Origin of the sequence: Kaistia adipata DSM 17808, assembly GCF_000423225.1 — a bacterium.
Lineage (GTDB): Bacteria > Pseudomonadota > Alphaproteobacteria > Rhizobiales > Kaistiaceae > Kaistia > Kaistia adipata.
Genome location: NZ_AUHO01000007.1, coordinates 399312 through 420036, shown reverse-complemented (window position 1 = coordinate 420036; position 20725 = coordinate 399312). Strand labels below are relative to the sequence as shown.

Here is a 20725-nt window from a genome sequence, read left to right as displayed (position 1 = left end):
CCGGATAACTATCGGCCCCCCGATGAAATGATTGATATATCTCACAATAAGGCTCCCTTGGGCATCGAATCCGGGTGGATCCGATGCTCCCGGAAGCCGGAGGGGCCGAATTCCCCTTGGGATTCAAGGGCCGGACTGCAAGAGGCCCACGCAAACTTTTAGTTCTGCATAAATTCAGTCATTCGATTGACGCAACCGCCGGATCGAATAGTTTCACTCGCGGGAGGGGTGAATTGAATTGGAGTAAGGCAGAATGGTTGCGGACGCCCTGAACGTTGAACGCGCGGATCCCGACAGCGTCGCGGTCGACGTGCCCGCCGATCTGCCGGCGCTGCCTGCATCGCGCCACTATCGCCGCGCCCGCCAGGACCGCGGCGCCGAAACCAGGCAGAAGCTGCTGCTCGCCGCGCTCGACGCCTTCGGCCGCTATGGCTACGAGGGCGCCGCCACGCGCGACATCGCCAAGCGCGCGGAAGCCAATCTCGCCGCCATCGTCTACCATTTCGGCAGCAAGGACGCGCTGCATCGCGCCGTCGCCGAATATGTCGTCGGGCAGATGGCGGCGCGCACCGGCGACAGCATCGACAGGGCGGCGCAGGCGCTGGAGGGTACCGTCGACCGGCCGACCGCCCGCCGCCTGCTACAGGACATCATCGACGCCAACATCAATTCGATGCTGGGCGAGGCCGAATCCGAGCTCTGGGGACGCTTCATCATGCGCGAGCAGATGGAGCCCTCGTCGGCGTTCGACGTGGTCTATGACTTCATGAGCCATGGCCAGCGGGCGACGACCCACCTGATCGCCATCCTGCTCGGCCTCGATCCACGCTCGGACGAGGCGACGCATCGCGCCTTCGCGATTTCCGGGCAGTTCGTGATCTTCCGGGTCGCGGAGCCGATGCTGCTGCGGCGGCTCGGCCGCGACGCGCTGACAAGCCATGACCATGCCGAGATCCGCCGCATCGTCACCGAGAACATCGACATGCTGGTCGGCGAAAAGCTCACGCGGGACGACTGACATGCGGGCCGGCGGCGCATTTCCGGTCATCGCCGCGCTGCTGCTGGCAGCCTGCGGCGGCGACCTGCGCGGCGCCGTCCTCAATGGCTATGTCGACGCCGACTATGTGCTGGTCGGCGCGGAGGCGAGCGGCCGCCTGACGGCGCTGCCGGTGGCGCGCGGCCAGACGGTCGACGCCGGCGCCCAGCTCTTCACCCTCGACGACCGCGACCAGCGCGCCGCCCTCGACCAGGCGCGCGCGACTCTCGCCGAGGCGAAGGCGAGCCTTGCCGACCTCCGGACCGGCAAGCGTCCCGAGGAGATCCGCGTGCTCGACGCGCAGCTCGCCGACGCGGAGGCGTCGCTGACGGTGGCGCAGAAGAACTACGACCGCAACCGCGACCTGTCGCAACGCTCCGTCGTCGCCGTCGCGGCGCTCGACCAGGCGAAGGCGGATCTCGATTCCGCCGCCGCCCGCGTCCGCGCCGCGCAGGAGAACCGCGCCGTCGCCAATCTGCCGGCCCGGCCCGACCAGATCGCGGCGGCCGAGCAGAAGGTGACCGCGCTCGATGCCGCCGTGGCGGAAGCCGAGACGGATCTAGCCCGCCGGGTCCAGAACGCGGTGAAGGCGGGCCGGATCGAGGAGATCTTCTACCAGGTGGGCGAACTCGTTCCCGCCGGCCAGGCCGTCGTCTCGCTGCTGCCCGCAGATGCCCGCAAGATCCTCTTCTTCGTGCCCGAACCGGAGCGCGCCTCGGTCCATCCAGGCCAACGTGTTTCGATCGGTTGCGACGGCTGCGCCGACGGCCTCGTGGCGACGATCGCCAGCATCGCCACCGACGCCGAATACACGCCGCCCGTGATCTACTCGAAGGAGAGCCGGGCCAAGCTGGTCTATCGTGTCGAGGCCCGACCGGAGGGTCCGGCGCGCGAGCTCGACCCTGGCCAGCCCGTCGACATCCGGCTGATCGCGGAGTAGCGCCATGGCGCCCGACAGGTCCGAAGACGTCGTCATCGACATTCACGGCCTGACCAAGCGCTTTGGCGACAAGACCGTCGTCGACGATGTGTCGCTCGACGTGCGCCGCGGCGAAATCGTCGGCTTCCTCGGCCCGAACGGCTCCGGCAAGACCACGACGATCCGCATGATCTGCGGCCTGCTGCGCCCGGACGCCGGCAGCGGCACCTGCCTCGGCCTCGACATCCGCAAGGACGCCAACCGGATCAAGCGGCTGGTCGGATACATGACGCAGCGCTTCTCCTACTATGAGGACCTGACGATCCGCGAGAACCTCGATTTCGTGGCGCGGATCTACGCCCTGCCCGACCGAGCGGCCGTGGTGAAGCGGACGCTGGAGCGGCTCGGCCTCTACGGGCGGCGCGACCAGCTCGCCGGCTCGCTGTCGGGCGGCTGGAAACAGCGCCTGGCGCTCGCCGCCTCGGTCATGCACCAGCCAAGGCTGCTTTTGCTCGACGAACCGACCGCCGGCGTCGACCCGCAGGCGCGGCGCGAATTCTGGGACGAGATCCACACGCTCGCGGAAGACGGCCTGACTGTGCTGGTCTCGACCCACTACATGGACGAGGCCGAGCGCTGCCACCGCATCATCTATATCGCCTATGGCAAGATCGTCGCGGGCGGCACCGTCGAGGAGGTGATCGAAAGCTCCGGCCTTTCCACCATCATCGTCAGCGGCCGCGATGTCGGCACGATCGCCAAGATCGTGCGCGACAGGCCGGGCGTCGAGCAAGTGGCGCCGTTCGGCAACGACCTGCACGTCGTCGGCCCCGATCCCGCCGCGCTCCGGGCGGCCGTCGACGCGGCGCTGGCCGAGACCGGTTCAGACGCCGTCGCCTCCGCCGGCCAGACCAACCTCGAGGACGTGTTCATCCGGCTGATGCAGACGGCGCAGGCGGGCGACTTGCCGGCGAACGGGCGGCCCACGGCGACGGAGAGATCGCCATGAGCGGCGGCTTCTCCCTCTCGCGCGTGCTGGCGCTGATGGTGAAGGAATTCATCCAGATGCGCCGCGACCGGCTGACCTTCGCGATGATCATCGGCATCCCGATCATCCAGCTGGTGCTGTTCGGCTATGCCATCAACCTCGATCCGAAGCGGCTGCCGACGCTGATCGTCGCCGGCGATGGCGGCCCGGCCTCGCGCGCCATCGTGGCGGCGATGGAGGCATCCGGCTATTTCAGCGTGGCGCCCGGGCTCGCCACCGAGGCCGAGGCGAACGAGGCGCTGATCGACGGCTCGGCCAGCTACGTCATCACCCTGCCGCCCGGCTTCGAGCGCGACCTGGTGCGCGGGTCGCGGCCGCAGCTCCTGGTGGAGGCCGACGCCACCGATCCGGCCGCCACCTCGAACGCGCTCGGCGCCCTGCCCCAGATTCTCTCGAGCGCGCTGAAACGGGAACTGACCGGGCCGCTCGCGGCCGAGGCTAGCGTCCCCTCGGCCGTCGATCTCGTCATCCAGCGCCGCTACAATCCCGAGGGGATCACCGCCTACAACATCGTGCCCGGCCTGCTCGGCACCATCCTGACCATGACCACCATCCTGATGACGGCGCTGGCGCTGACGCGCGAGATCGAGCGCGGCACGATGGAGAACCTGATGGCGACGCCGGCGACGCCGTTCGAGATCATGATCGGCAAGATCGTGCCCTATATCGGCTTCGGTCTCGTCCAGGTCTCGGTCATCCTCGTCTGCGCGCAGATCCTCTTCCATGTGCCGATGATGGGCTCGTTCGTGGTGCTGCTCGCCGTGACGTTCCTGTTCATCGGCTGCAACGTGACGCTCGGCTACACGTTCTCGACGATCGCCCGCAACCAGATGCAGGCGATGCAGATGACCTTCTTCTGGTTCCTGCCGTCGATCCTGCTGTCGGGCTTCATGTTCCCGTTCCGCGGCATGCCGGAATGGGCGCAGCTGATCGGCAGCGCGCTGCCGATCACCCACTACATCCGCTCGGTGCGTGGCATCATGCTGAAGGGCAGCGGCCCCGCGGATCTCACCGGCGAGATGTGGCCGCTCGCCGCCTTCTGGCTGGCGGCCGGCGCGATCGCGCTGTTCCGCTACCGCCGGACACTGGACTAGATCAGGCCCGCCGGCCCTCGCCCGTGATGCGGGTCGCGATCAGGAAGCCGAGACGTCCGACGCCGAGCGACAGCACGAAGGCCACCGGCCAAGCCAGTAGGAAGGCGCGGCCCCACTCGCCCGGCCACGCCGCGCCGACGCCGAAATGCAGGGCCGTCGCATAGCCGGACATGAGGAAGGCCATCATGCCCGAGATGAAGAACTGCGCGATGACGATGGTCTTGGGCTTCAAGTGGGGTGCTCCATGAGGGACAGGCGGAGCACGCACGAAAAACCTCGTGCCACAGCGCCACCCGGATTTCCGGTTTCAAGGCGCCGTGGGATCGCTTGGAGCGACACAACCGCTTTCGCGGGGGCCGGGATAACCAAACCGGCCGACGTTTTTCGACAGGGGGTTAGGTAAAGGAGACCGACCGAAAAGGCAAGGTAACGGAAGCCGGTTCCCGGATTCAGCGCTAGTGAAACGACGCCCCCCAGCGCCCCTCGGCCATCATCCTGAGGTTCTTTACGCAGCGAAGCCTCGAAGGAGGGTCCAGCGAAACTCGTCACCCTTTGAGACCAGACGGACCTTGCGAAGGAGACCCCCTGGATCCTCCTTCGAGGCCCGGCTGCGCCGGGCACCTCAGGATGATGGCCGTGGGTTTACAACAAGTGCCCCTCGCGAAGTCCCCTATGCCGCCAGATCTTCCGGCTCGCTGCCGGGGGCGAGGCGGACGCGCAGCCCGTCGAGTTCTTCCGACATCAGCAGCTGGCAGGAGAGCCGCGAGTTCGACTTGACAGCCATCGCGTCGTCGAGGCGCTCCTCTTCCTCGTCCGACATCGGGATCAGCCGGTCGACCCAGTCGGGATCGACATAGACGTGGCAGGTGGCGCAGGCGCAGGCACCGCCGCACTCGGCCTTGATGCCGACGTTCCAGTCGCGGATGACTTCCATCACGCGCCAGCCCTCGAGCGCTTCCAGCTCGTGTTCCTGGCCGGCATGGTCGGTGACGAAAATCTTCATGGCACTATCCTTGGTCTATCCCGTCCCGGCCGCGGGCCGGCGCGCCCATGGCCGCGTTCCGGCCGGAACCTCGCCCCGTTCGGCGACGGGTTGCAGATACTCGGTCACTTCGGGCCAGCGGCCCTCGCGAAGTCCCTTTAGCACAAGCGGGTCGTCTGTCGAAAACGCATTGAAGCCGACACGCTTCAGGAAGGGAATCTGGTCGAGGAAGAAGGCCCCGACGGCGCGCAGTTCCCCGGTGAAGCCGTCCCGGTCGCGCAGCAGCCGGCCGATCGAGAACGCACGGCCATCGGCAAATTTCGGCAGGTCGGCCGCCACCACCGCGAGACGCGGCAGGTCGGCGACAATGTCGGACCAGTCAGCGCCGGGCTCGATCACGACGCCAAGCGGCTCGGCCCGCACCAGCAGCGCGTCGCGCTCGGCGCGGAACCGCGCGAGGCTGACGATCACCGCCTCGCCGTCGGCGAACTGCTCGTCATCCGCGACTCGCCGAAACGCGTCGTCGACGAAGGATCCATTCTTCCAGAGGCTCATGTCAGATGCCGCTTCCGTCGTTCTCGAGACCTAGATGGATGCCGCATTCGGTCTTGTCCAGACCCCGCCAGCGGCCGGCCCGCGCATCCTCGCCAGGCTTCACCTTCGACGTGCAGGGCAGGCAGCCGATCGAGGGATAGCCCTTGGCGACGAGCGGATGTGGCGGCAGGTCGTGTTCGGCCACATAGGCTTTCAGATCGTCGATCGTCCAGGCCGCGAGCGGATTGACCTTGATGCGGTCGCCATCCTGCTCGAAGGCCTGGATCGCGGCGCGCGTCGCCGCCTGGAAGCGCTTGCGCCCTGTGAACCAGGCGTCGAAGCCCGCCATGGCGCGCGCCAGCGGCTCGGTCTTGCGGATGCGGCAGCAGGCGTCGGCATTCATCATCCAGAGTGCCTTGTGCGGATCGGCCGCCTGAAGCGCCTCCGGATCCGGCATGATGGTGCGGACATTGGTCAGGCCGAGTCGTTCCACCAGCATGTCGCGATAGGCAAGCGTCTCGGGAAAAAGCCGCAGCGTGTCCATGAACACGACCGGAATGCCGCGATCGACAGAGGCGGCGAGATGCAGCAGCACCGCCGATTCCGCCCCGAAGGACGAGACCAGCGCGATGCGGCCCGGGAAGACCTCGACCAGCGCCCGCTCGATCAGGTCGCGCGCGGACAGCCCGGCGAAACGCGCATTGAGGGCGGCGGCCGCCTGCAGCCCCGCGCTTTCATGATCGAAGGCCGATCCGTGCTCCTGCTCGAAACCGAAGGCGACCGGGTCAAGGCGTGCCATAGAGCGCTTCCTTGAACGGCCCCTGCCCGAGGCGGCGATAGGCGGCCAAGAAGGTCTCGTCGCGGCTCTCGCGCTTCGCGATATAGGTGTCCACCAGCGTCTCGACGGCATCGACGATCTCCTCCGTCGAGAAGCCGCGGCCGATGATCTCGCCGATCGCCGCATCCTCGTCGCCCGAGCCGCCAAGCGAGATCTGGTAGAACTCCTCGCCCTTCTTCTCGACGCCCAAGATGCCGATATGGCCGACATGGTGGTGGCCGCAGGCATTGATGCAGCCCGAGATCTTGATCTTGAGATCGCCAATGTCGCGCTGGCGCTCGATGGCGCCGAAGCGCTGCGAGATGCGCTGCGCCACCGGGATCGAGCGGGCATTGGCGAGCGCGCAGTAATCGAGGCCCGGGCAGGCGATGATGTCGGTTACGAGGCCGGCATTGGCGGTCGCGAGGCCGATCGCCGCGAGCCCGTCATAGATCGCGCGGAGATCGTCCTCGGCGACGTGCGGGAGAATGAGATTCTGCTCGTGGCTGACGCGGATCTCGTCGAAGGCGAGGCGTTCGGCGATGTCGGCGACCGCGTCCATCTGCTCGGCCGTGGCGTCGCCCGGCGTGCTGCCGATGGCCTTGAGCGAGATCGTCACCGAGACATGGCCGGCGACGTGGTGGGGATGGGTGTTGCGCTCGACCCAGGCATCGAATTCCGGATCGCGGGCGCGTTCGACCGCCAGTGCGGCGCTGGGCGGCAGCGCCTTCAAGGTGGCGGGCGCGGCGAAATACTCGCGAATTCGCTCGACCTCGCCCTGCGGCAGCTTCAGCGCGCCGTGGCGGATGCGCTCCCACTCTTCCTCGACCTGGCGCGAGATCTCGTCGGCGCCGGTCTCGTGCACGAGGATCTTGATGCGCGCCTTGTACTTGTTGTCGCGCCGGCCGTTCAGGTTGTAGACGCGCAGGATCGCCTCCGAATAGGAGAGCAGGTCCTCCTCCGGCAGGAAGTCGCGGATCTTCTTGGCGATCATCGGTGTGCGGCCCTGGCCGCCGCCGATATAGACGGCGAAGCCGAGCCGGCCGTTCTCGTCCTTTTTCAGATGCAGGCCGATGTCGTGCACCTGGATCGCGGCACGGTCGCGCTCGGCCCCGGTGACGGCGACCTTGAACTTACGCGGCAGGAAGACGAATTCCGGATGCAGCGACGACCATTGCCGCAGGATCTCGGCATAGGGGCGCGGATCGGCGACCTCGTCAGCGGCGGCGCCGGCGAAATGGTCGGCCGTGACATTGCGGATGCAGTTGCCCGAGGTCTGGATCGCATGCATCTCGACCGAGGCGAGATCGGCCAGCGCGTCCGGGATCTCGGAGAGCTTCGGCCAGTTGAACTGGATGTTCTGCCGCGTGGTGAAATGGCCGTAGCCACGATCATACTTGCGCGCGATGTGCGCCAGCATCCGGAGCTGCCGACTGTTCATCGTGCCATAGGGCACGGCGACGCGCAGCATGTAGGCGTGCAGCTGCAGGTAGACGCCATTCATCAGGCGGAGCGGCTTGAACTGGTCTTCCGTCAGTTCGCCGGACACGCGGCGGCCGACCTGGTCGCGGAACTGCGCGACGCGGGCGGTCACGAACTCATGGTCGAACTCGTCGTAGCGATACATCACTCAACCTGCCTGATTCAGAAGGACGGCGCGCCCGGCGAGCTCGGCCTCGCCATAGGCGACGGTGGGGCCGCCGGCGGCGCGGATTTTTTCGCGCAGGCGAACGGGAACCGGCACGCCATCCGCATCGACGGTCGCCTCGATCTCGTAGGGATCGACGACGATCTGCGCCTCGTGCTGCGCCTTGGCGTGCGCCAGCGCCACATCGAGCTCGGCGTCCGGGATGACGCGGGCGTCGGCCAGCCGGTACGACCAGCCACCGGCGGCGGTCAGGAACACGACGAGCCCGTCGGCGAGATGATTGGCAGTGATGAGCTTGTCGGTCATGCTTGGATCCAGCTTCGGGATGTCAGGCGGCCAGAGCCACGAGCGGCAGCGGCGTGACGCCGAGCGCGCTCTCGGCAACGACGTGGCCGACGATGATGACGACGGGACCGTCGAGCTCCGGCCGGTCGGCGATTTCCGCCAGTTCGTCGAGCCGGCCGGCATAGGCACGACGATCGGCGCGCGAGGCGTTCTCGATGACGGCGACCGGCGTCGAGGCGCTAAGGCCATTTTCGATCAGCCTGGCAGCGACCTTGGTGGCAACGCTGCGGCCCATATAGACGGCGACGGTGGCACCCGAGAGCGCGAGCCCGGCCCAGTCGGGCAGCGTGTCGCCGCGCATGTCGTGGCCGGTCGCGACGACGAGCGTCGAGGCGACGTCGCGCAAGGTCAGCGGGATCTCGTTCTCGGCAGCGGCGGCGACGGCGGCGGTGATGCCAGGCACGATGTCGAACGGGATGCCGGCCGCGCGAAGCGCCGCCATCTCCTCGCCGGCGCGGCCGAAGATCAGCGGATCGCCTGATTTCAACCGCACGACGCGGCGGCCGTCCTGCGCCTCGCGCACCAGGATGGCGTTGATTTCGTCCTGGCTGGCGGCATGCGCACCCTTGGCCTTGCCGACATAGATGCGCAGTGCGTCGCGCCGGCCCATGGCGACGATCGCCTCCGGTACCAACTTGTCATAGACGATGACGTCGGCCTCCTGCAGCAGCCGCAGCGCGCGCAGCGTCAGCAGGTCCTCGGCGCCCGGGCCGGCGCCGACGAGGCTGACATGGCCGATCGTTCCGGACTGCGCGGCGGCACGGTCGATTGCGGCAGCGGCCTCGCCCTCGCCCTCGCCGTCCTCGACCTGGCCGGCCAGCACCTTGGCGGCGGTCGGGCCGGTGAAGAAATGCGCCCAGAAGCGCCGGCGCGCGTCGCCGGAGCCGATCTTTTCCGCGACGCGCGCCCGCAGTCGTTCCGCGAGGTCGGCGAGATCGCCGAGACGCGGCGAGAACATCGCCTCGATCCGCGCCCGGACATGGCGCGCCAGCACGGGCGCAGCGCCTTCCGTGGAGATCGCGATCGACAGCGGCGCGCGGTTGACGAGCGCCGGGGTGAAGAAATCGCAGAGATCGGGCCGGTCGACGACATTGACCGGAATGCCGGCCGCCTTAGCGAGATCGCGCACGGCGCGGTCCTGATCGAGATCGCCGGTCGCGGCGAAGACGAGCGCGGCATCGGCCAGATCGGCGGCCTCCGGGAAGCGCGCGTTAAGGGTGGCGCCCGCGGCCTCGAGATCGCGCCGAGCTTCGCCCTCCAGCTCCGGCGCGAAGACGACGAGTTCGGCGCTCGTCTCGGCGAGCAGGCGGATCTTGGCCGCGGCCTCACCGCCGCCGCCGACGATCAGGACCCGCCGACCCCCGACCCGGTGGAAGGCGGGAAAGGTACCCAGCTTGCGCGTGACATTGCGTGCGGCCGTGGCCATCCGTCTCTCCTCGGGCGCGATCCGAAAGGAGGACCGCGCGAAGTCTGGAACGATTGCAGACTTTCTAGAGACTTGGCGGGGTCAAGACGACGATGCGCGTTCCAAACTCACGGAGCGGCTTGAAAAAGCATTCCCTGCCGGGCACCGCCGGCAGTACCGCAGCGTATTACGCAGCATCGACCATGCATTTTTCCGCCGCCATCGACAGACGACGGGGCGTGTTCCTTGAACCCCACCGCGCGGCGGGGTCAAGGAATACGGCATAATCACGACTTAGACTGTCGTATTTATAGAGTTATTGCAAGACGCGTTAGAACACCCCGGCGCCGAGTTCGGCCGGGGCGGCGCTGGCGCGGAACATGGCGAAGAGCTCGCGCCCCAGGCCGAACTCGTTGCCGGAGAGGTCTTCCTCGACCTGCGGCCGCGCCGCGAAGGTGGCGGCGTCGACCAGCACCTCCAGCGTGCCGCTGACTGCGTCGAGCCGGACCCGGTCGCCGTCGCGCACCTTGCCGATCGGTCCGCCTGCCGCCGCTTCCGGCGTGACGTGGATCGCCGCCGGCACCTTGCCAGACGCGCCCGACATGCGACCGTCGGTGACGAGCGCCACCTTGAGGCCTCGGTCCTGCAGCACGGCCAGCGTCGGCGTCAGCTTGTGCAGCTCCGGCATGCCATTGGCGCGCGGCCCCTGGAAGCGGATGACGGCGATGAAATCCTCGGTCAGCTCGCCCGCCTTGAAGGCCGCGATGAGCGCGTCCTGGGTATGGAAGACCTTGGCCGGCGCCTCGATGATGTGGCGCTCCGCCTTCACCGCCGAGACCTTGATCACGGCGCGACCGAGATTGCCGGAGAGCAGCTTGAGGCCGCCAGTCGGCTGGAAGGCCTTTTCGACCGGCGCCAGGACCTTCTCGTCAAGGCTCGCCCGGGCCGCCTCGCGCCAGTGAATGGCGCCGTCCTCGCCGAGCTTCGGCTCGACCGTGTAGCCGGAAAGCCCCGTGCCCCAGACGGTAGAGACGTCCTCGTGCAGCAGGCCGGCCTGCAGCAATTCGCGGATGAGGAACCCCATGCCGCCGGCAGCATGGAAATGATTCACGTCGGCGAGGCCGTTCGGGTAGACGCGGGTCAGGAGCGGCACGACGTCGGAAATATCCGAGAAGTCGTCCCAGGTCAGCTGGATGCCGGCCGCCTTCGCCATGGCGATCAGGTGCAGCGTGTGGTTGGTCGAGCCGCCGGTGGCGTTAAGGCCGACGACGCCGTTCACCACCGCCTTCTCGTCGATGATCTCGCCGATCGGGGTGAATTCGTTGCCGAGCGCCGTGATGGCGAGCGCCCGCTTGGCGGCGGCGCGGGTCAGAGCCTCGCGCAGCGGCGTGTTCGGATTGACGAAGGAGGATCCGGGCAGGTGCAGGCCCATGATCTCCATCAGCATCTGGTTGGTGTTGGCGGTGCCGTAGAAGGTGCAGGTGCCGGGGCCGTGATAGGAGGCGCTCTCGGCCTCCAGCAGGTCGGCGCGGCTCGCCTTGCCCTCGGCGAAGAGCTGGCGCACGCGCGCCTTCTCGTCGTTCGGCAGACCCGAGGTCATGGGGCCGGCGGGGATGAAGACGGCCGGCAGATGGCCGAAGGTCAGCGCCGCGATCAAGAGCCCCGGGACGATCTTGTCGCAGATGCCGAGGAACACCGCCGCGTCGAAGGTGTTGTGCGACAGGCCGATGGCGGCCGACATGGCGATCGCGTCGCGCGAGAACAGCGACAGCTCCATGCCCGTCTGGCCCTGGGTGACGCCGTCGCACATCGCCGGCACGCCGCCGGCGACCTGCGCCACGCCGCCGACCGCCCGCGCCGCCTGGCGGATGACCTCCGGATAAGTCTCGTAGGGCTGATGCGCCGAAAGCATGTCGTTATAGGCGGTGATGATGCCGAGATTGGGCACGACATCGCCCTTGAGCGCCGCCTTGTCGGAAGGACCGCAGGCGGCGAAGCCGTGGGCCTGGTTGCCGCAGGCGAGCGCGGCGCGGCGGGGGCCGGCATGACGGGCGGCGGCGAGTCGGTCGAGGTACAGGCCGCGCGTCTTTTCGCTGCGAGCCCGGATCCGGTCGGTGACTTCGAGGATCTTGGGGTGGATGGACATGACGTGGTGTCTCCTGGGCAACCAAAACCTGCGCGAGAAGCAGGATGGCACCTGCTCGCTCCAAACCCCTCTCCCACGCCCTCCCGTGAACGGGAGAGGGTGCCCCGTTCTGTGGTCATCTCGTAAGAACGGCGTCGGCGTCGATCGGTTCGACGCGGCCACTCTCCGTCTTGGAGCATCGCCCGCGGCCGGGTCCGGTCCGGGCGACGCTCAGGCGGCCGTCATGGCCGCGGGTTCAGGGCCGGAGGCGCTCAGGCGCCCTCTTCGTGCCAGGTGCGACCGTCGCGCTCGATCAGGGCGATCGAGGAAGACGGGCCCCAGGTGCCGGCCGTGTAGGTCTTGGGCGCCTCGCGCGAAGCGGCCCAGCCGTCGAGGATCGGATCGATCCACTGCCACGCCGCCTCGACCTCGTCGCGGCGCATGAACAGAGTGGCGTTGCCGCGGATCACGTCCATGATCAGCCGCTCATACGCCTCGGGGCTGCGCACCTTGAAGGTCTGGGCGAAGCTCATATCGAGCGGCACGTGGCGCAGCCGCATGCCGCCCGGGCCCGGGTCCTTGATCATCAGCCAAAGCCGCACGCCCTCGTCCGGCTGCAGCCGCATGATCAGCTGGTTCGAGGCGAGCTGGCCGACGCTGTCGCCGAAGATCGAGTGCGGGATCGCCTTGAAGTTGACGACGATCTCGGACAGGCGCGTCGGAAGGCGCTTGCCGGTGCGGATGTAGAAGGGAACGCCTGCCCAGCGCCAGTTCTCGATCTCCGCCTTGATCGCGACGAAGGTCTCGGTGGTGGAGTCGTCGCGGCCGAGCTCCTCCAGATAGCCCGGCACCGGGCCGCCGGCCGAGGCGCCGGCCTTGTACTGGCCGCGGACGGTGACGTTGTCGACCTCGCCGTCGACGATCGGCTTCAGCGCGCGCAGCACCTTCAGCTTCTCGTCGCGCAGCGCGTCGGCGTCGAAGCGGCCCGGCGGCTCCATCGCGACCAGGCAGAGCAGCTGCAGGATGTGGTTCTGCACCATGTCGCGCAGCGCGCCGGCGGTGTCGTAATAGCCGGCACGGCCTTCGACGCCGAGGCTTTCGGCGACCGTGATCTGCACGTTGTCGATGTGGTTGGCGTTCCAGATCGGCTCGAACAGCGCGTTGGCGAAGCGCAGCGCCATCAGGTTCTGCACCGTCTCCTTACCGAGGTAATGATCGATGCGGTAGATCTGGCTTTCCTTGAACACCTTGCCGATCGAATCGTTCAGCGCGTTGGCGGAGGCGAGGCTCTTGCCGATCGGCTTCTCGATGATCACGCGGGTGTTCGGCGTAATCAGGTCATGCGCGCCGAGGCCTTCGCAGATGATGCCGAACAGATCGGGCGCCACGGCGAGATAGAAGGCGCGGATGCGGTCCTTGCCATCCTTCAGCGCCTTGGCGAGCTCGGGCCAGCCAGCCTTCTCGGCGGTGGCGTCGATCGCAACATAGGAAATGCGCTGCAGGAAGGAGGCGACCATCTCGGGTTCGCGCTCGTCGGCCGGTACGAACTTCTCCAGCGCCGCTTCGGTCAGCTTCTGGTAGGCCTCATCGCTCATGGGGCGGCGCGAGGCGCCGATGATGCGCGCGACCGGGGGGATCTGACCATCGCGATGGCGATGGTAGAGCGCCGGCATGAGCTTGCGGTAGGCGAGATCGCCCGTGGCGCCGAAGACGACGAGATCAAAGGGGTCGACGGCGATGATACGACTGGTCATGAAATCCCTCTTTCCGGTGTCAGCCGGACCTCCACTGGTCTGCGTTGTGTCCTAATCCAGTCCGCGTCATAAGTTGAGGGAAAAAATTAGAGCATCAAAATTAAATCCGCACGACAAGATTCGCGTGTGAACGCGAAGGACGCACGCTAAGCGAAATCAGCCATCGGGACGAGCCCCGAAGGGAGCGAGAGGAAAACATGCACATGACCGATCCAGTTTGCGTTGTACCGGCCGGCGATCGCTGTGGCGAAGGCGTTCTCTGGAATGCCGCCGAGCAGGCCGTCTACTGGACCGACATCAACCGCTATCTGGTCCATCGCTATGATCCGCGCACCGGCGCGACGCATCACTGGATCTTCGACGAGCCGGTGACGACGCTGGGCCTGACCGATCGCGCTGGCACGCTGATCGCGGCACTCGGCTCCAAGGTCATCCTGTGGCAGCCGGAAAGCGACACCCGCACCGATTTCGCGGCGCCGGAGCCGAACTGGCCGCGCGTCCGCTCCAATGACGGCCGGCCCGATCCGTTCGGCAACCTCGTCCTCGGCACGATGTTCAACAACGTGGCCCCGGACGGCTCCGGCGTCGACATCACCGACAACCAGGCCGGCACTCTGTATCGGGTCGACGGCAAGGGCGGCGTGACCACGATCAAGTCGGCGATCGGCATCACCAACACCATGTGCTGGGACGTCGCGCGCAAGCGCTTCTACACCGGCGACACGATGAAGAACGAGATCTGGCAGTTCGACTACGATCCCGCGACCGGCGCCGTGTCGAACGACCGTCCCTGGTTCTCCGGCTTCGACCGCGGCTCGCCGGACGGCTCGCAGATCGACAGCGAAGGCCATGTCTGGAACTGCCGCTACCATGGCGGCTGCGTCGTCCGCGTCTCGCCCGAGGGCAAGGTCGCCGGCATCCTCGACATGCCGGTCTCGAACATCACCAACTGCACCTTCGGCGGCCCGGACCTGAAGACGCTCTTCATCACCACGGCACAGGGCGGCGACGGCCCGCTCGAGCGGCTGGCCGGTGGCCTGTTCGCGGTCCAGAGCGACGTGCCCGGCGTGGCGGAGAACGTGTTCCGGCTCGATCGCTAAGGCTTCCGGACCGCGACCGGTTCCTGCGTTGCGGCGCGAACAGCGCCGCGACGCCCACACAAGCGAGGGCTCATGCGCATCGTCGACATCGATCACGTCCAGCTTGCCATGCCCGAGGGCCGCGAAGACGACGCCCGCCACTTCTATGGCACGGTCCTGGACCTGCCCGAGCTGGCCAAGCCGGCCAATCTCGCCAGGCGCGGCGGCGTCTGGTTCCAGGCCGGCCGGCGCCAGCTCCATCTCGGCGTCGAGGCAGAGTTTCGTCCCGCCCGAAAAGCCCACCCCGCCTTCCGGGTCGCCGATCTCGGGGCGTTGCGCGAACGACTGCTTGCCAACGGCTATGCCCCCAACGAGGACCAGCCGCTCGCCGGCTATGACCGCTTCTACGCCAGCGACCCATTCGGCAACCGACTGGAATTGCTCGAGCCCGCCGGCGAGGTCGACAGGGGCTAGCGGCACAGGCCCTGCGGTCCTGCCGATCGGAGCGAAATGGGCGGATACACCTCCGCCACGACAGGCAGATTACGCAACGTCATGTTTCGCGTAGAGTGGCGCCGGATCGCCGCCCGGCGCGGCGCTCTTCACGTTCCTGACGGGAGAGATCGCATGTCGACCATCCGCCTGCCCCGCCTCCGCAACGCGGCGCTTCACGGCGCCGCCGCGCTTGCCGCCCTCGTCGCCTTTGGCCTGCCGAACGGCGCGCTCGCCCAGGCCCCGACCAAGGCCCAGCAATCGGCGATCCGCTCCGCCTGCCCGGACGACTACCGCAGCTATTGCGCCAGCGTGCCTCCCGGCGGCCAGGCCTCGCTCGCCTGCCTGCAACAGAACGCCGCCAAGCTTTCCGACGCCTGCCGCAGTGCCGTGCAGGCCGTGGGAGGCGCTGCGGCGGCGCCGTCTGACGCTCCGGCGCCTGCCCCGACGGACGGCAAACCGGCCGCGAATGGCACGAAGAGCACGGCCGCCCCGGCCACCAAGGCCGCGCCCGCCGCTCCGGCGCCGGCCGCAGCCCTCACCCCGCGCCAGGAACTGGCACTCGTGCGCCAGTCCTGCGCCCGCGACGTGCGCACCCATTGTCGCGGCGTGCCGATCGGCGGCGGCAACGTCGTCGCCTGCCTGAAGGAAAACGCGGCGTCGCTGTCGAGCCGCTGCCAGAGCGCGCTGGCGCCGTTCGCGCGCTGAATTCCGCGCGCAAGGTTCGGGGATGCGATGGCCGCATTCTCTGCCTCCGCCGTGCGATCGCGGCGGCGGGACAGATGGCGATTTGCCCTCTCCGACCTCAGATGCGCCGGTAGGCGACACCCTTCTCGTCGAACACCTGCAGGTGCTTCTGCGCCGAAGTCAGCGCGATCGGCTCGCCCTTGGCGAAGGGAATGTCGCTGTCGAGCTTGGCAACGATCGGTTCGTCGGTGCCGATGTCGACATAGACCAGCGTCACTTCGCCAAGATGCTCGACGATATCCACCGTGCCACGGAAGAGCGCGTCGTCGCCGGTCGTGATCTCGAGATCCTCCGGCCGCACGCCGAAGGTCGCCTTGGCCCCCGCAGCGCTCTCGGGAATCGCCGCCTTGACGCGGATCGGCTCGCAGCCGTTCGGCCGTACGCGCGCCTCCGCTCCGCCCGCCTCGACGACGCAGGGGATGGTGTTCATCGACGGCGAGCCGAGGAACTTGGCGACGAAGAGGTTGTCGGGGTTGTGGTAGAGCTCCATCGGCGCGCCGACCTGCTCGACCCGGCCGGCGTTCAGCACGACAATGCGATCGGCCAGCGTCATCGCCTCGACCTGGTCGTGCGTGACGTAGATCATCGTCACGCCTTCCATGCGCTCATGCAGCTTGTTGATCTCGATGCGCGTCTGCACGCGCAGCGCCGCGTCGAGGTTGGAAAGCGGCTCGTCGAACAGGAACACCTTGGGGTCGCGCACGATGGCGCGGCCGATGGCGACGCGCTGGCGCTGGCCGCCGGAAAGCTGCTTCGGCAGGCGGTCGAGATAGGGCGTGATCTGCAGGATCTCGGCCGCCTCGCGCACGCGCTGGTCGACCTCCGCCTTGCCGCCGCCGCCGAGCTTCATGCCGAAGGCCATGTTGTCGTAGACGGTCATGTGCGGATAGAGCGCGTAGCTCTGGAACACCATGGCGATGCCGCGCTTCGATGGCGCCAGCTGGTTCACCACCTTGCCGTCGATCTGCAGCGTGCCGGACGTGATGTCCTCGAGGCCGGCGATCAGGCGCAGCAGCGTGGACTTGCCACAGCCGGACGGTCCGACGAAGACGATGAACTCGCCCGACTTGATGTCGAGATCGATGCCGTGCAGGACCTTGACGGTGCCATAGGCTTTCTTGATGTCGCGTAGCAGCAAGCCGGCCATGTCTGTTTCCTTCCCGTGCCTTTGTCTTGTCAGGCGATCTTGCCGAAGAATGCGTCGCGTCCGCCGAGGCTGACCGCGCGGCCCGCCGTGTCGAGCGTCGCCGTGAAGCCGTGCCCCTCCAGCGCCGCCACCTTCATGCCGGCGGGAACCGCGAAGCTGGCGCCGCTGGCGGCGAGATTGAAGACGCAGAGGATCCTTTCGCCATCGGCCTCGCGGATGAAGGCGAGCACGCCGGCCGGCGAATCCACGAAGGCGATCGAGCCGGCGCGCAGCGCCGGGTGCGCCTTGCGGAAGGCGATCATGCGGCGATAGTGGGCGAGCACCGACGCGCGATCCGACGTCTCGCGGTTGACGGCGCGGGCGACATGCTCCTGCGGCACCGGCAGCCACGGCTTGGCCGCCGAGAAGCCGGCATGGGCGCCGTTCGATTCCCACACCATCGGGGTGCGGCAGCCGTCACGGCCCTTGTATTCGGGCCAGAAGCGAATGCCGTAGGGATCCTGCAGGTCCTCAAAGGCGATATTGGCCTCGGTCAGGCCAAGCTCCTCGCCCTGGTAGAGGCAGACCGAGCCGCGCAACGACAGCAGGATGCCGGCGGCGAGCTTCGCGACGCCGTCATAGTCGCCGTCCGTCGTCCAGCGCGAGACATGGCGGACGATGTCGTGGTTGGAGAAGGCCCAGCACGGCCAGCCGTCGCCGACGATCGCCTCGAACGCCTTGATCCGGTTGACGAAGTGCTCCTTCGTGAAGATCGGGCTCAGGAAGTCGAAGGTGTAGCACATGTGCAGCTTGTCGCCGCCGGCAGTATAGGCCGCCATCGTCTTCAGCGAGCGCGGGCCGTCGCCGATCTCACCGACCGTCGTTTGGCCCGGATAGCGGTCGAGCAGCGCGCGCAGGCGCTTCAGGAATTCGAGGTTCTCCGGCTGGCTCTTGTCGTGGATGTGATCCTGCCAGTTGTACGGATTGACCGCCGGCGCCTCGGGCGAGTTGCGGTCCTCCGGCTTCGACGGCGGATTGTCCTCGAGGCCCTGCGAATGGACGTAGAAGTTCACCGTGTCGAGGCGGAAGCCGTCGACGCCGCGCTTCAGCCAGAACTCGACGCTATCGAGCAGCGCGTCCTGCGCCGCCTTGCAATGGAAGTTGATGTCCGGCTGCGAGGTCAGGAAATTGTGCAGGTAGTACTGGCAGCGGGTCGTGTCCCACTCCCAGGCCGAGCCGCCGAAGATCGACAGCCAGTTGTTCGGCGGCGTGCCGTCCGGCTTCGCGTCGGCCCAGACGAACCAGTCCGCCTTCGGATTGGTCTTCGACGAGCGGCTTTCCTTGAACCAGGCGTGCTGGTCGGAGGTGTGCGACAGCACCTGGTCGATCGTGACCTTGATGTTTCTCGCATGCGCCTCGGCGATCAGCCTGTCGAAGTCCTCCAGCGTGCCGAACAGCGGATCGACGGCGCAGTAGTCGGAGACGTCGTAGCCGAAATCCTTCATCGGCGACTGGAAGAAGGGCGAGATCCAGATCGCGTCGACGCCGAGCGCGGCGATGTGATCCAACCGGGCCGTGATGCCCTTCAGATCACCGACACCGTCGCCATCCGTGTCCTGGAAGGAGCGCGGATAGATCTGGTAGATGACGGCGCCGCGCCACCAGTCCGCGTCGGCGGCGCGCGAGAGGATTGCGCCGCCGGAAACCACGTCGTTCATCGATCAGCCCTTTACGCCGCCGGCCGTCAGGCCGGAAATGATCTTGCGCTGGAAAATCAGCACCAGCACCACGAGCGGCACGGTGACGATCACCGACGCGGCCATGATGTTGCCCCACGGGATCTCGTACTGGCTGCTGCCCGAGAGCAGCGCGATCGCCACCGGCACCGTGCGCGTGGCGTTGGACGAGGTGAAGGTCAGCGCGAACAGGAATTCGTTCCAGGCGGCGATGAAGGCGAGCAGGCCCGTCGTCACCAGCGCCGGCCACATCAGCGGCATGAACACCTTGGTGATGATCACCCAGGGCGAGGCGCCGTCGACGATCGCCGCTTCCTCGATCTCGATCGGAAGATCGCGCATGAAGGTCGTCAGCACCCAGACCGTGAAGGGCAGCGTGAAGATCATGTAGGCGAAGATCAGTGCGAAGGGCGTGTTGAAGATGCCGAAGAAGCGGACGATCTCGAACAGGCCGGCGAGCACCGCGATCTGCGGGAACATCGACACCGACAGGATGGTGAAGAGCAGCAGCGAGCGGCCGCGGAAGCGGACGCGCGCCAGCGCGAAGGAGGCGGTCACCGCCAGCACCAGCGAGATCGCCACCACCACCGTCGACACCAGCAGCGAGTTGCCGAGGTTGCGGACGAAGCTGCCTGTGGTCAGCACCGCGATGTAGTTGTCGAGCGCGAAGGACCGCGGCCAGTAGTCGATCCGGAACAGATCCGTGCCCGACTTAAACGAGGTCAGGATCGCGTAGTAGAACGGAAAGACCGAGATGAAGACGATGAGCAGGACCAGCGCGTAGAAGGCCGTCTGCTTGGTGAGGTTCCAGAGCATTATCGGCCTCCGTCGAAATTGACCCGTCCGACGACGATGTAGACCACCGTGATCACCGCCAGGATCAGGAACAGGAAGGTCGCGGCGGCCGAGCCATAGGCGAACTTGTCGAAATCGAACAGGTTCTCGCGGGCATAGACCGACATCGTCTTGGTCTGGGAATTGTTCGGCGTCAGGACGTAGATCAGGTCGAAGATCCGGAGCGCATCGAGCATGCGGAAGATCACGGCGACCATCAGGGCCGGCTTGATCAGCGGCAGCGTCACCTTGAAGAACACCTTGACCGGATGCACGCCATCGATCTTGGCGGCCTCGTAAATATCGCCGGGCACCATCTGCAGGCCAGCAAGGATCAGAAGCGCCATGAAGGGCGTCGTCTTCCAGACGTCGACGAGCAGAACCGCGGCCATCGCCGTATCGGGATTGGCGGTCCAGGCGATCTTACTCGAGATGATGCCGAGATTCATCAGGATGTCATTGATGATGCCGAACTGGTCGTTCAGCATCCAGCTCCACATCTTGGCGGAGACGACGGTCGGGATCGCCCAGGGGATCAGGATGGCGGCGCGGACGATACCTCGGCCGCGGAATTCCGCGTTCAGCACCAGCGCGACGATGGTGCCGAAGATCGTCTCGAGCGTCACCGAGATGATGGTGAAGCGGACGGTGTTCCAGACGGCGCGCCACCAGATCGGGTCGGCGAGAAGCCCGTCATAGATCACCCGGCCGCTCTTCAGCGTGGTGACCGACAGATAGTTCTCGAAGCCGATCCACTGCGCCGCCTCGATGTTCGACAGCGATGCGTCGGTGAAGGAGAAATAGATGCTTCGGACCAGCGGCCAGCCTGCGACGAGCGCGAGCACGGCCAGCATCGGGGCCAGGAAGATCCAGGCCGAGCGGATCCGCTGGCGCATCAGATCCGATCGCATCCCCTCGACCGGCGCGGCAATAGTCTCTGCGACCGCCATGTTCTCGTCTCTCGCTGCTGGGCCCGGCACCTGGCCGGAACTCAAGAACGGCGC

At 67.1% G+C, this 20725-nt stretch carries 20 protein-coding genes; 7 read left to right on the top strand and 13 right to left on the bottom strand.

All coding sequences use genetic code 11. From position 1 onward, the window contains the following. Window positions 1-253: 253 nt before the first annotated feature. Genes G539_RS23995 through G539_RS0106920 form a run of 4 tightly spaced genes read left to right on the top strand, consistent with a single transcriptional unit; the run spans window position 254 to window position 4097 of the window. Window positions 254-1018 (top strand): CerR family C-terminal domain-containing protein, encoded by a 765-nt coding sequence (locus G539_RS23995; protein ID WP_051231165.1) that lies wholly within the window; start codon window positions 254-256, stop codon window positions 1016-1018. A 1-nt stretch (window position 1019) separates the two neighbouring features. Continuing rightward, window positions 1020-1976, top strand: a complete 957-nt coding sequence (locus G539_RS0106930) for an HlyD family secretion protein (RefSeq protein WP_029074545.1) — start codon at window positions 1020-1022, stop codon at window positions 1974-1976. Window positions 1977-1980: 4 nt separating this feature from the next. Further along, window positions 1981-2964 carry an ABC transporter ATP-binding protein gene (locus G539_RS0106925; RefSeq protein WP_029074544.1) on the top strand — a complete coding sequence of 328 codons (984 nt, stop codon included), beginning with the start codon at window positions 1981-1983 and terminating at the stop codon, window positions 2962-2964. Further along, window positions 2961-4097: an ABC transporter permease gene (locus tag G539_RS0106920; RefSeq protein ID WP_029074543.1), complete on the top strand. Its 1137-nt coding sequence runs from the start codon at window positions 2961-2963 to the stop codon at window positions 4095-4097. Before G539_RS0106925 ends, G539_RS0106920 begins: the two co-directional genes overlap by 4 nt. A gap of 1 nt (window position 4098) precedes the next feature. Here the strand turns inward: G539_RS0106920 and G539_RS0106915 are convergent, their stop codons facing one another. From G539_RS0106915 to zwf, 9 genes are all read right to left on the bottom strand, one after another. After that, window positions 4099-4329, bottom strand: coding sequence for a DUF2798 domain-containing protein (locus G539_RS0106915; protein WP_029074542.1), 231 nt, complete (start codon window positions 4327-4329; stop codon window positions 4099-4101). A 438-nt stretch (window positions 4330-4767) separates the two neighbouring features. Then, window positions 4768-5100: a 2Fe-2S iron-sulfur cluster-binding protein gene (locus G539_RS0106910; RefSeq protein ID WP_029074541.1), complete on the bottom strand. Its 333-nt coding sequence runs from the start codon at window positions 5098-5100 to the stop codon at window positions 4768-4770. Between the two features lie 15 nt (window positions 5101-5115). Then, on the bottom strand, window positions 5116-5634 hold the full coding sequence (locus G539_RS0106905) for a DUF934 domain-containing protein (protein ID WP_029074540.1): 519 nt from the start codon (window positions 5632-5634) through the stop codon (window positions 5116-5118). Window position 5635: 1 nt separating this feature from the next. Further along, window positions 5636-6412 carry a phosphoadenylyl-sulfate reductase gene (locus G539_RS0106900; protein ID WP_029074539.1) on the bottom strand — a complete coding sequence of 259 codons (777 nt, stop codon included), beginning with the start codon at window positions 6410-6412 and terminating at the stop codon, window positions 5636-5638. After that, a complete protein-coding gene (locus tag G539_RS0106895; protein WP_029074538.1) occupies window positions 6399-8057 on the bottom strand; it encodes a nitrite/sulfite reductase in 1659 nt (552 codons plus the stop codon). The genes G539_RS0106900 and G539_RS0106895 overlap by 14 nt, the downstream gene beginning before the upstream one ends. Window positions 8058-8060: 3 nt before the next feature. After that, window positions 8061-8384, bottom strand: a complete 324-nt coding sequence (locus tag G539_RS23990; RefSeq protein WP_051231164.1) for a DUF2849 domain-containing protein — start codon at window positions 8382-8384, stop codon at window positions 8061-8063. Window positions 8385-8406: 22 nt separating this feature from the next. After that, window positions 8407-9849 (bottom strand): siroheme synthase CysG, encoded by a 1443-nt coding sequence (cysG, locus tag G539_RS0106885; protein WP_029074537.1) that lies wholly within the window; start codon window positions 9847-9849, stop codon window positions 8407-8409. A 310-nt stretch (window positions 9850-10159) separates the two neighbouring features. After that, window positions 10160-11974: a phosphogluconate dehydratase gene (gene edd, locus G539_RS0106880; protein WP_029074536.1), complete on the bottom strand. Its 1815-nt coding sequence runs from the start codon at window positions 11972-11974 to the stop codon at window positions 10160-10162. 251 nt (window positions 11975-12225) lie between these two features. After that, window positions 12226-13707, bottom strand: coding sequence for a glucose-6-phosphate dehydrogenase (gene zwf / locus G539_RS0106875; protein ID WP_029074535.1), 1482 nt, complete (start codon window positions 13705-13707; stop codon window positions 12226-12228). Between the two features lie 203 nt (window positions 13708-13910). Between zwf and G539_RS0106870 the strand changes: the two genes are divergently transcribed. The 3 genes from G539_RS0106870 (at window position 13911) to G539_RS23985 (ending at window position 15986) form a co-directional block, all read left to right on the top strand. Further along, on the top strand, window positions 13911-14807 hold the full coding sequence (locus tag G539_RS0106870) for an SMP-30/gluconolactonase/LRE family protein (protein WP_029074534.1): 897 nt from the start codon (window positions 13911-13913) through the stop codon (window positions 14805-14807). A 72-nt stretch (window positions 14808-14879) separates the two neighbouring features. Beyond that, window positions 14880-15260 (top strand): VOC family protein, encoded by a 381-nt coding sequence (locus tag G539_RS0106865; protein WP_029074533.1) that lies wholly within the window; start codon window positions 14880-14882, stop codon window positions 15258-15260. A gap of 153 nt (window positions 15261-15413) precedes the next feature. Beyond that, window positions 15414-15986 carry a cysteine rich repeat-containing protein gene (locus G539_RS23985; RefSeq protein ID WP_051231163.1) on the top strand — a complete coding sequence of 191 codons (573 nt, stop codon included), beginning with the start codon at window positions 15414-15416 and terminating at the stop codon, window positions 15984-15986. Between the two features lie 97 nt (window positions 15987-16083). Here the strand turns inward: G539_RS23985 and G539_RS0106855 are convergent, their stop codons facing one another. From G539_RS0106855 to G539_RS0106840, 4 genes are read right to left on the bottom strand one after another with little or no spacing between them, the layout of a single operon-like run. Then, a complete protein-coding gene (locus G539_RS0106855; RefSeq protein ID WP_029074532.1) occupies window positions 16084-17172 on the bottom strand; it encodes an ABC transporter ATP-binding protein in 1089 nt (362 codons plus the stop codon). Window positions 17173-17201: 29 nt separating this feature from the next. After that, a complete protein-coding gene (bglA, locus tag G539_RS0106850) occupies window positions 17202-18869 on the bottom strand; it encodes a beta-galactosidase BglA (RefSeq protein WP_051231162.1) in 1668 nt (555 codons plus the stop codon). Window positions 18870-18872: 3 nt separating this feature from the next. Beyond that, window positions 18873-19703 carry a carbohydrate ABC transporter permease gene (locus tag G539_RS0106845; protein WP_029074530.1) on the bottom strand — a complete coding sequence of 277 codons (831 nt, stop codon included), beginning with the start codon at window positions 19701-19703 and terminating at the stop codon, window positions 18873-18875. After that, window positions 19703-20632 carry a carbohydrate ABC transporter permease gene (locus tag G539_RS0106840; RefSeq protein ID WP_084639858.1) on the bottom strand — a complete coding sequence of 310 codons (930 nt, stop codon included), beginning with the start codon at window positions 20630-20632 and terminating at the stop codon, window positions 19703-19705. The genes G539_RS0106845 and G539_RS0106840 overlap by 1 nt, the downstream gene beginning before the upstream one ends. Window positions 20633-20725: the final 93 nt, after the last annotated feature.

Excerpts from the sequence above, each read along its gene's own strand:
- G539_RS0106895 (WP_029074538.1), bottom strand. The coding sequence starts at position 8,057 with ATGTATCGCTACGACGAGTTCGACCATGAGTTCGTGACCGCCCGCGTC.
- G539_RS23985 (WP_051231163.1), top strand. The coding sequence starts at position 15,414 with ATGTCGACCATCCGCCTGCCCCGCCTCCGCAACGCGGCGCTTCACGGC.
- G539_RS23995 (WP_051231165.1), top strand. The coding sequence starts at position 254 with ATGGTTGCGGACGCCCTGAACGTTGAACGCGCGGATCCCGACAGCGTC.
- G539_RS0106855 (WP_029074532.1), bottom strand. The coding sequence starts at position 17,172 with ATGGCCGGCTTGCTGCTACGCGACATCAAGAAAGCCTATGGCACCGTC.
- G539_RS0106840 (WP_084639858.1), bottom strand. The coding sequence starts at position 20,632 with ATGCGATCGGATCTGATGCGCCAGCGGATCCGCTCGGCCTGGATCTTC.
- G539_RS0106845 (WP_029074530.1), bottom strand. The coding sequence starts at position 19,703 with ATGCTCTGGAACCTCACCAAGCAGACGGCCTTCTACGCGCTGGTCCTG.
- G539_RS0106910 (WP_029074541.1), bottom strand. The coding sequence starts at position 5,100 with ATGAAGATTTTCGTCACCGACCATGCCGGCCAGGAACACGAGCTGGAA.
- G539_RS0106930 (WP_029074545.1), top strand. The coding sequence starts at position 1,020 with ATGCGGGCCGGCGGCGCATTTCCGGTCATCGCCGCGCTGCTGCTGGCA.
- edd (WP_029074536.1), bottom strand. The coding sequence starts at position 11,974 with ATGTCCATCCACCCCAAGATCCTCGAAGTCACCGACCGGATCCGGGCT.
- G539_RS0106900 (WP_029074539.1), bottom strand. The coding sequence starts at position 6,412 with ATGGCACGCCTTGACCCGGTCGCCTTCGGTTTCGAGCAGGAGCACGGA.
- G539_RS0106870 (WP_029074534.1), top strand. The coding sequence starts at position 13,911 with ATGACCGATCCAGTTTGCGTTGTACCGGCCGGCGATCGCTGTGGCGAA.
- bglA (WP_051231162.1), bottom strand. The coding sequence starts at position 18,869 with ATGAACGACGTGGTTTCCGGCGGCGCAATCCTCTCGCGCGCCGCCGAC.
- G539_RS23990 (WP_051231164.1), bottom strand. The coding sequence starts at position 8,384 with ATGACCGACAAGCTCATCACTGCCAATCATCTCGCCGACGGGCTCGTC.
- G539_RS0106865 (WP_029074533.1), top strand. The coding sequence starts at position 14,880 with ATGCGCATCGTCGACATCGATCACGTCCAGCTTGCCATGCCCGAGGGC.
- cysG (WP_029074537.1), bottom strand. The coding sequence starts at position 9,849 with ATGGCCACGGCCGCACGCAATGTCACGCGCAAGCTGGGTACCTTTCCC.
- G539_RS0106905 (WP_029074540.1), bottom strand. The coding sequence starts at position 5,634 with ATGAGCCTCTGGAAGAATGGATCCTTCGTCGACGACGCGTTTCGGCGA.
- G539_RS0106925 (WP_029074544.1), top strand. The coding sequence starts at position 1,981 with ATGGCGCCCGACAGGTCCGAAGACGTCGTCATCGACATTCACGGCCTG.
- zwf (WP_029074535.1), bottom strand. The coding sequence starts at position 13,707 with ATGACCAGTCGTATCATCGCCGTCGACCCCTTTGATCTCGTCGTCTTC.
- G539_RS0106920 (WP_029074543.1), top strand. The coding sequence starts at position 2,961 with ATGAGCGGCGGCTTCTCCCTCTCGCGCGTGCTGGCGCTGATGGTGAAG.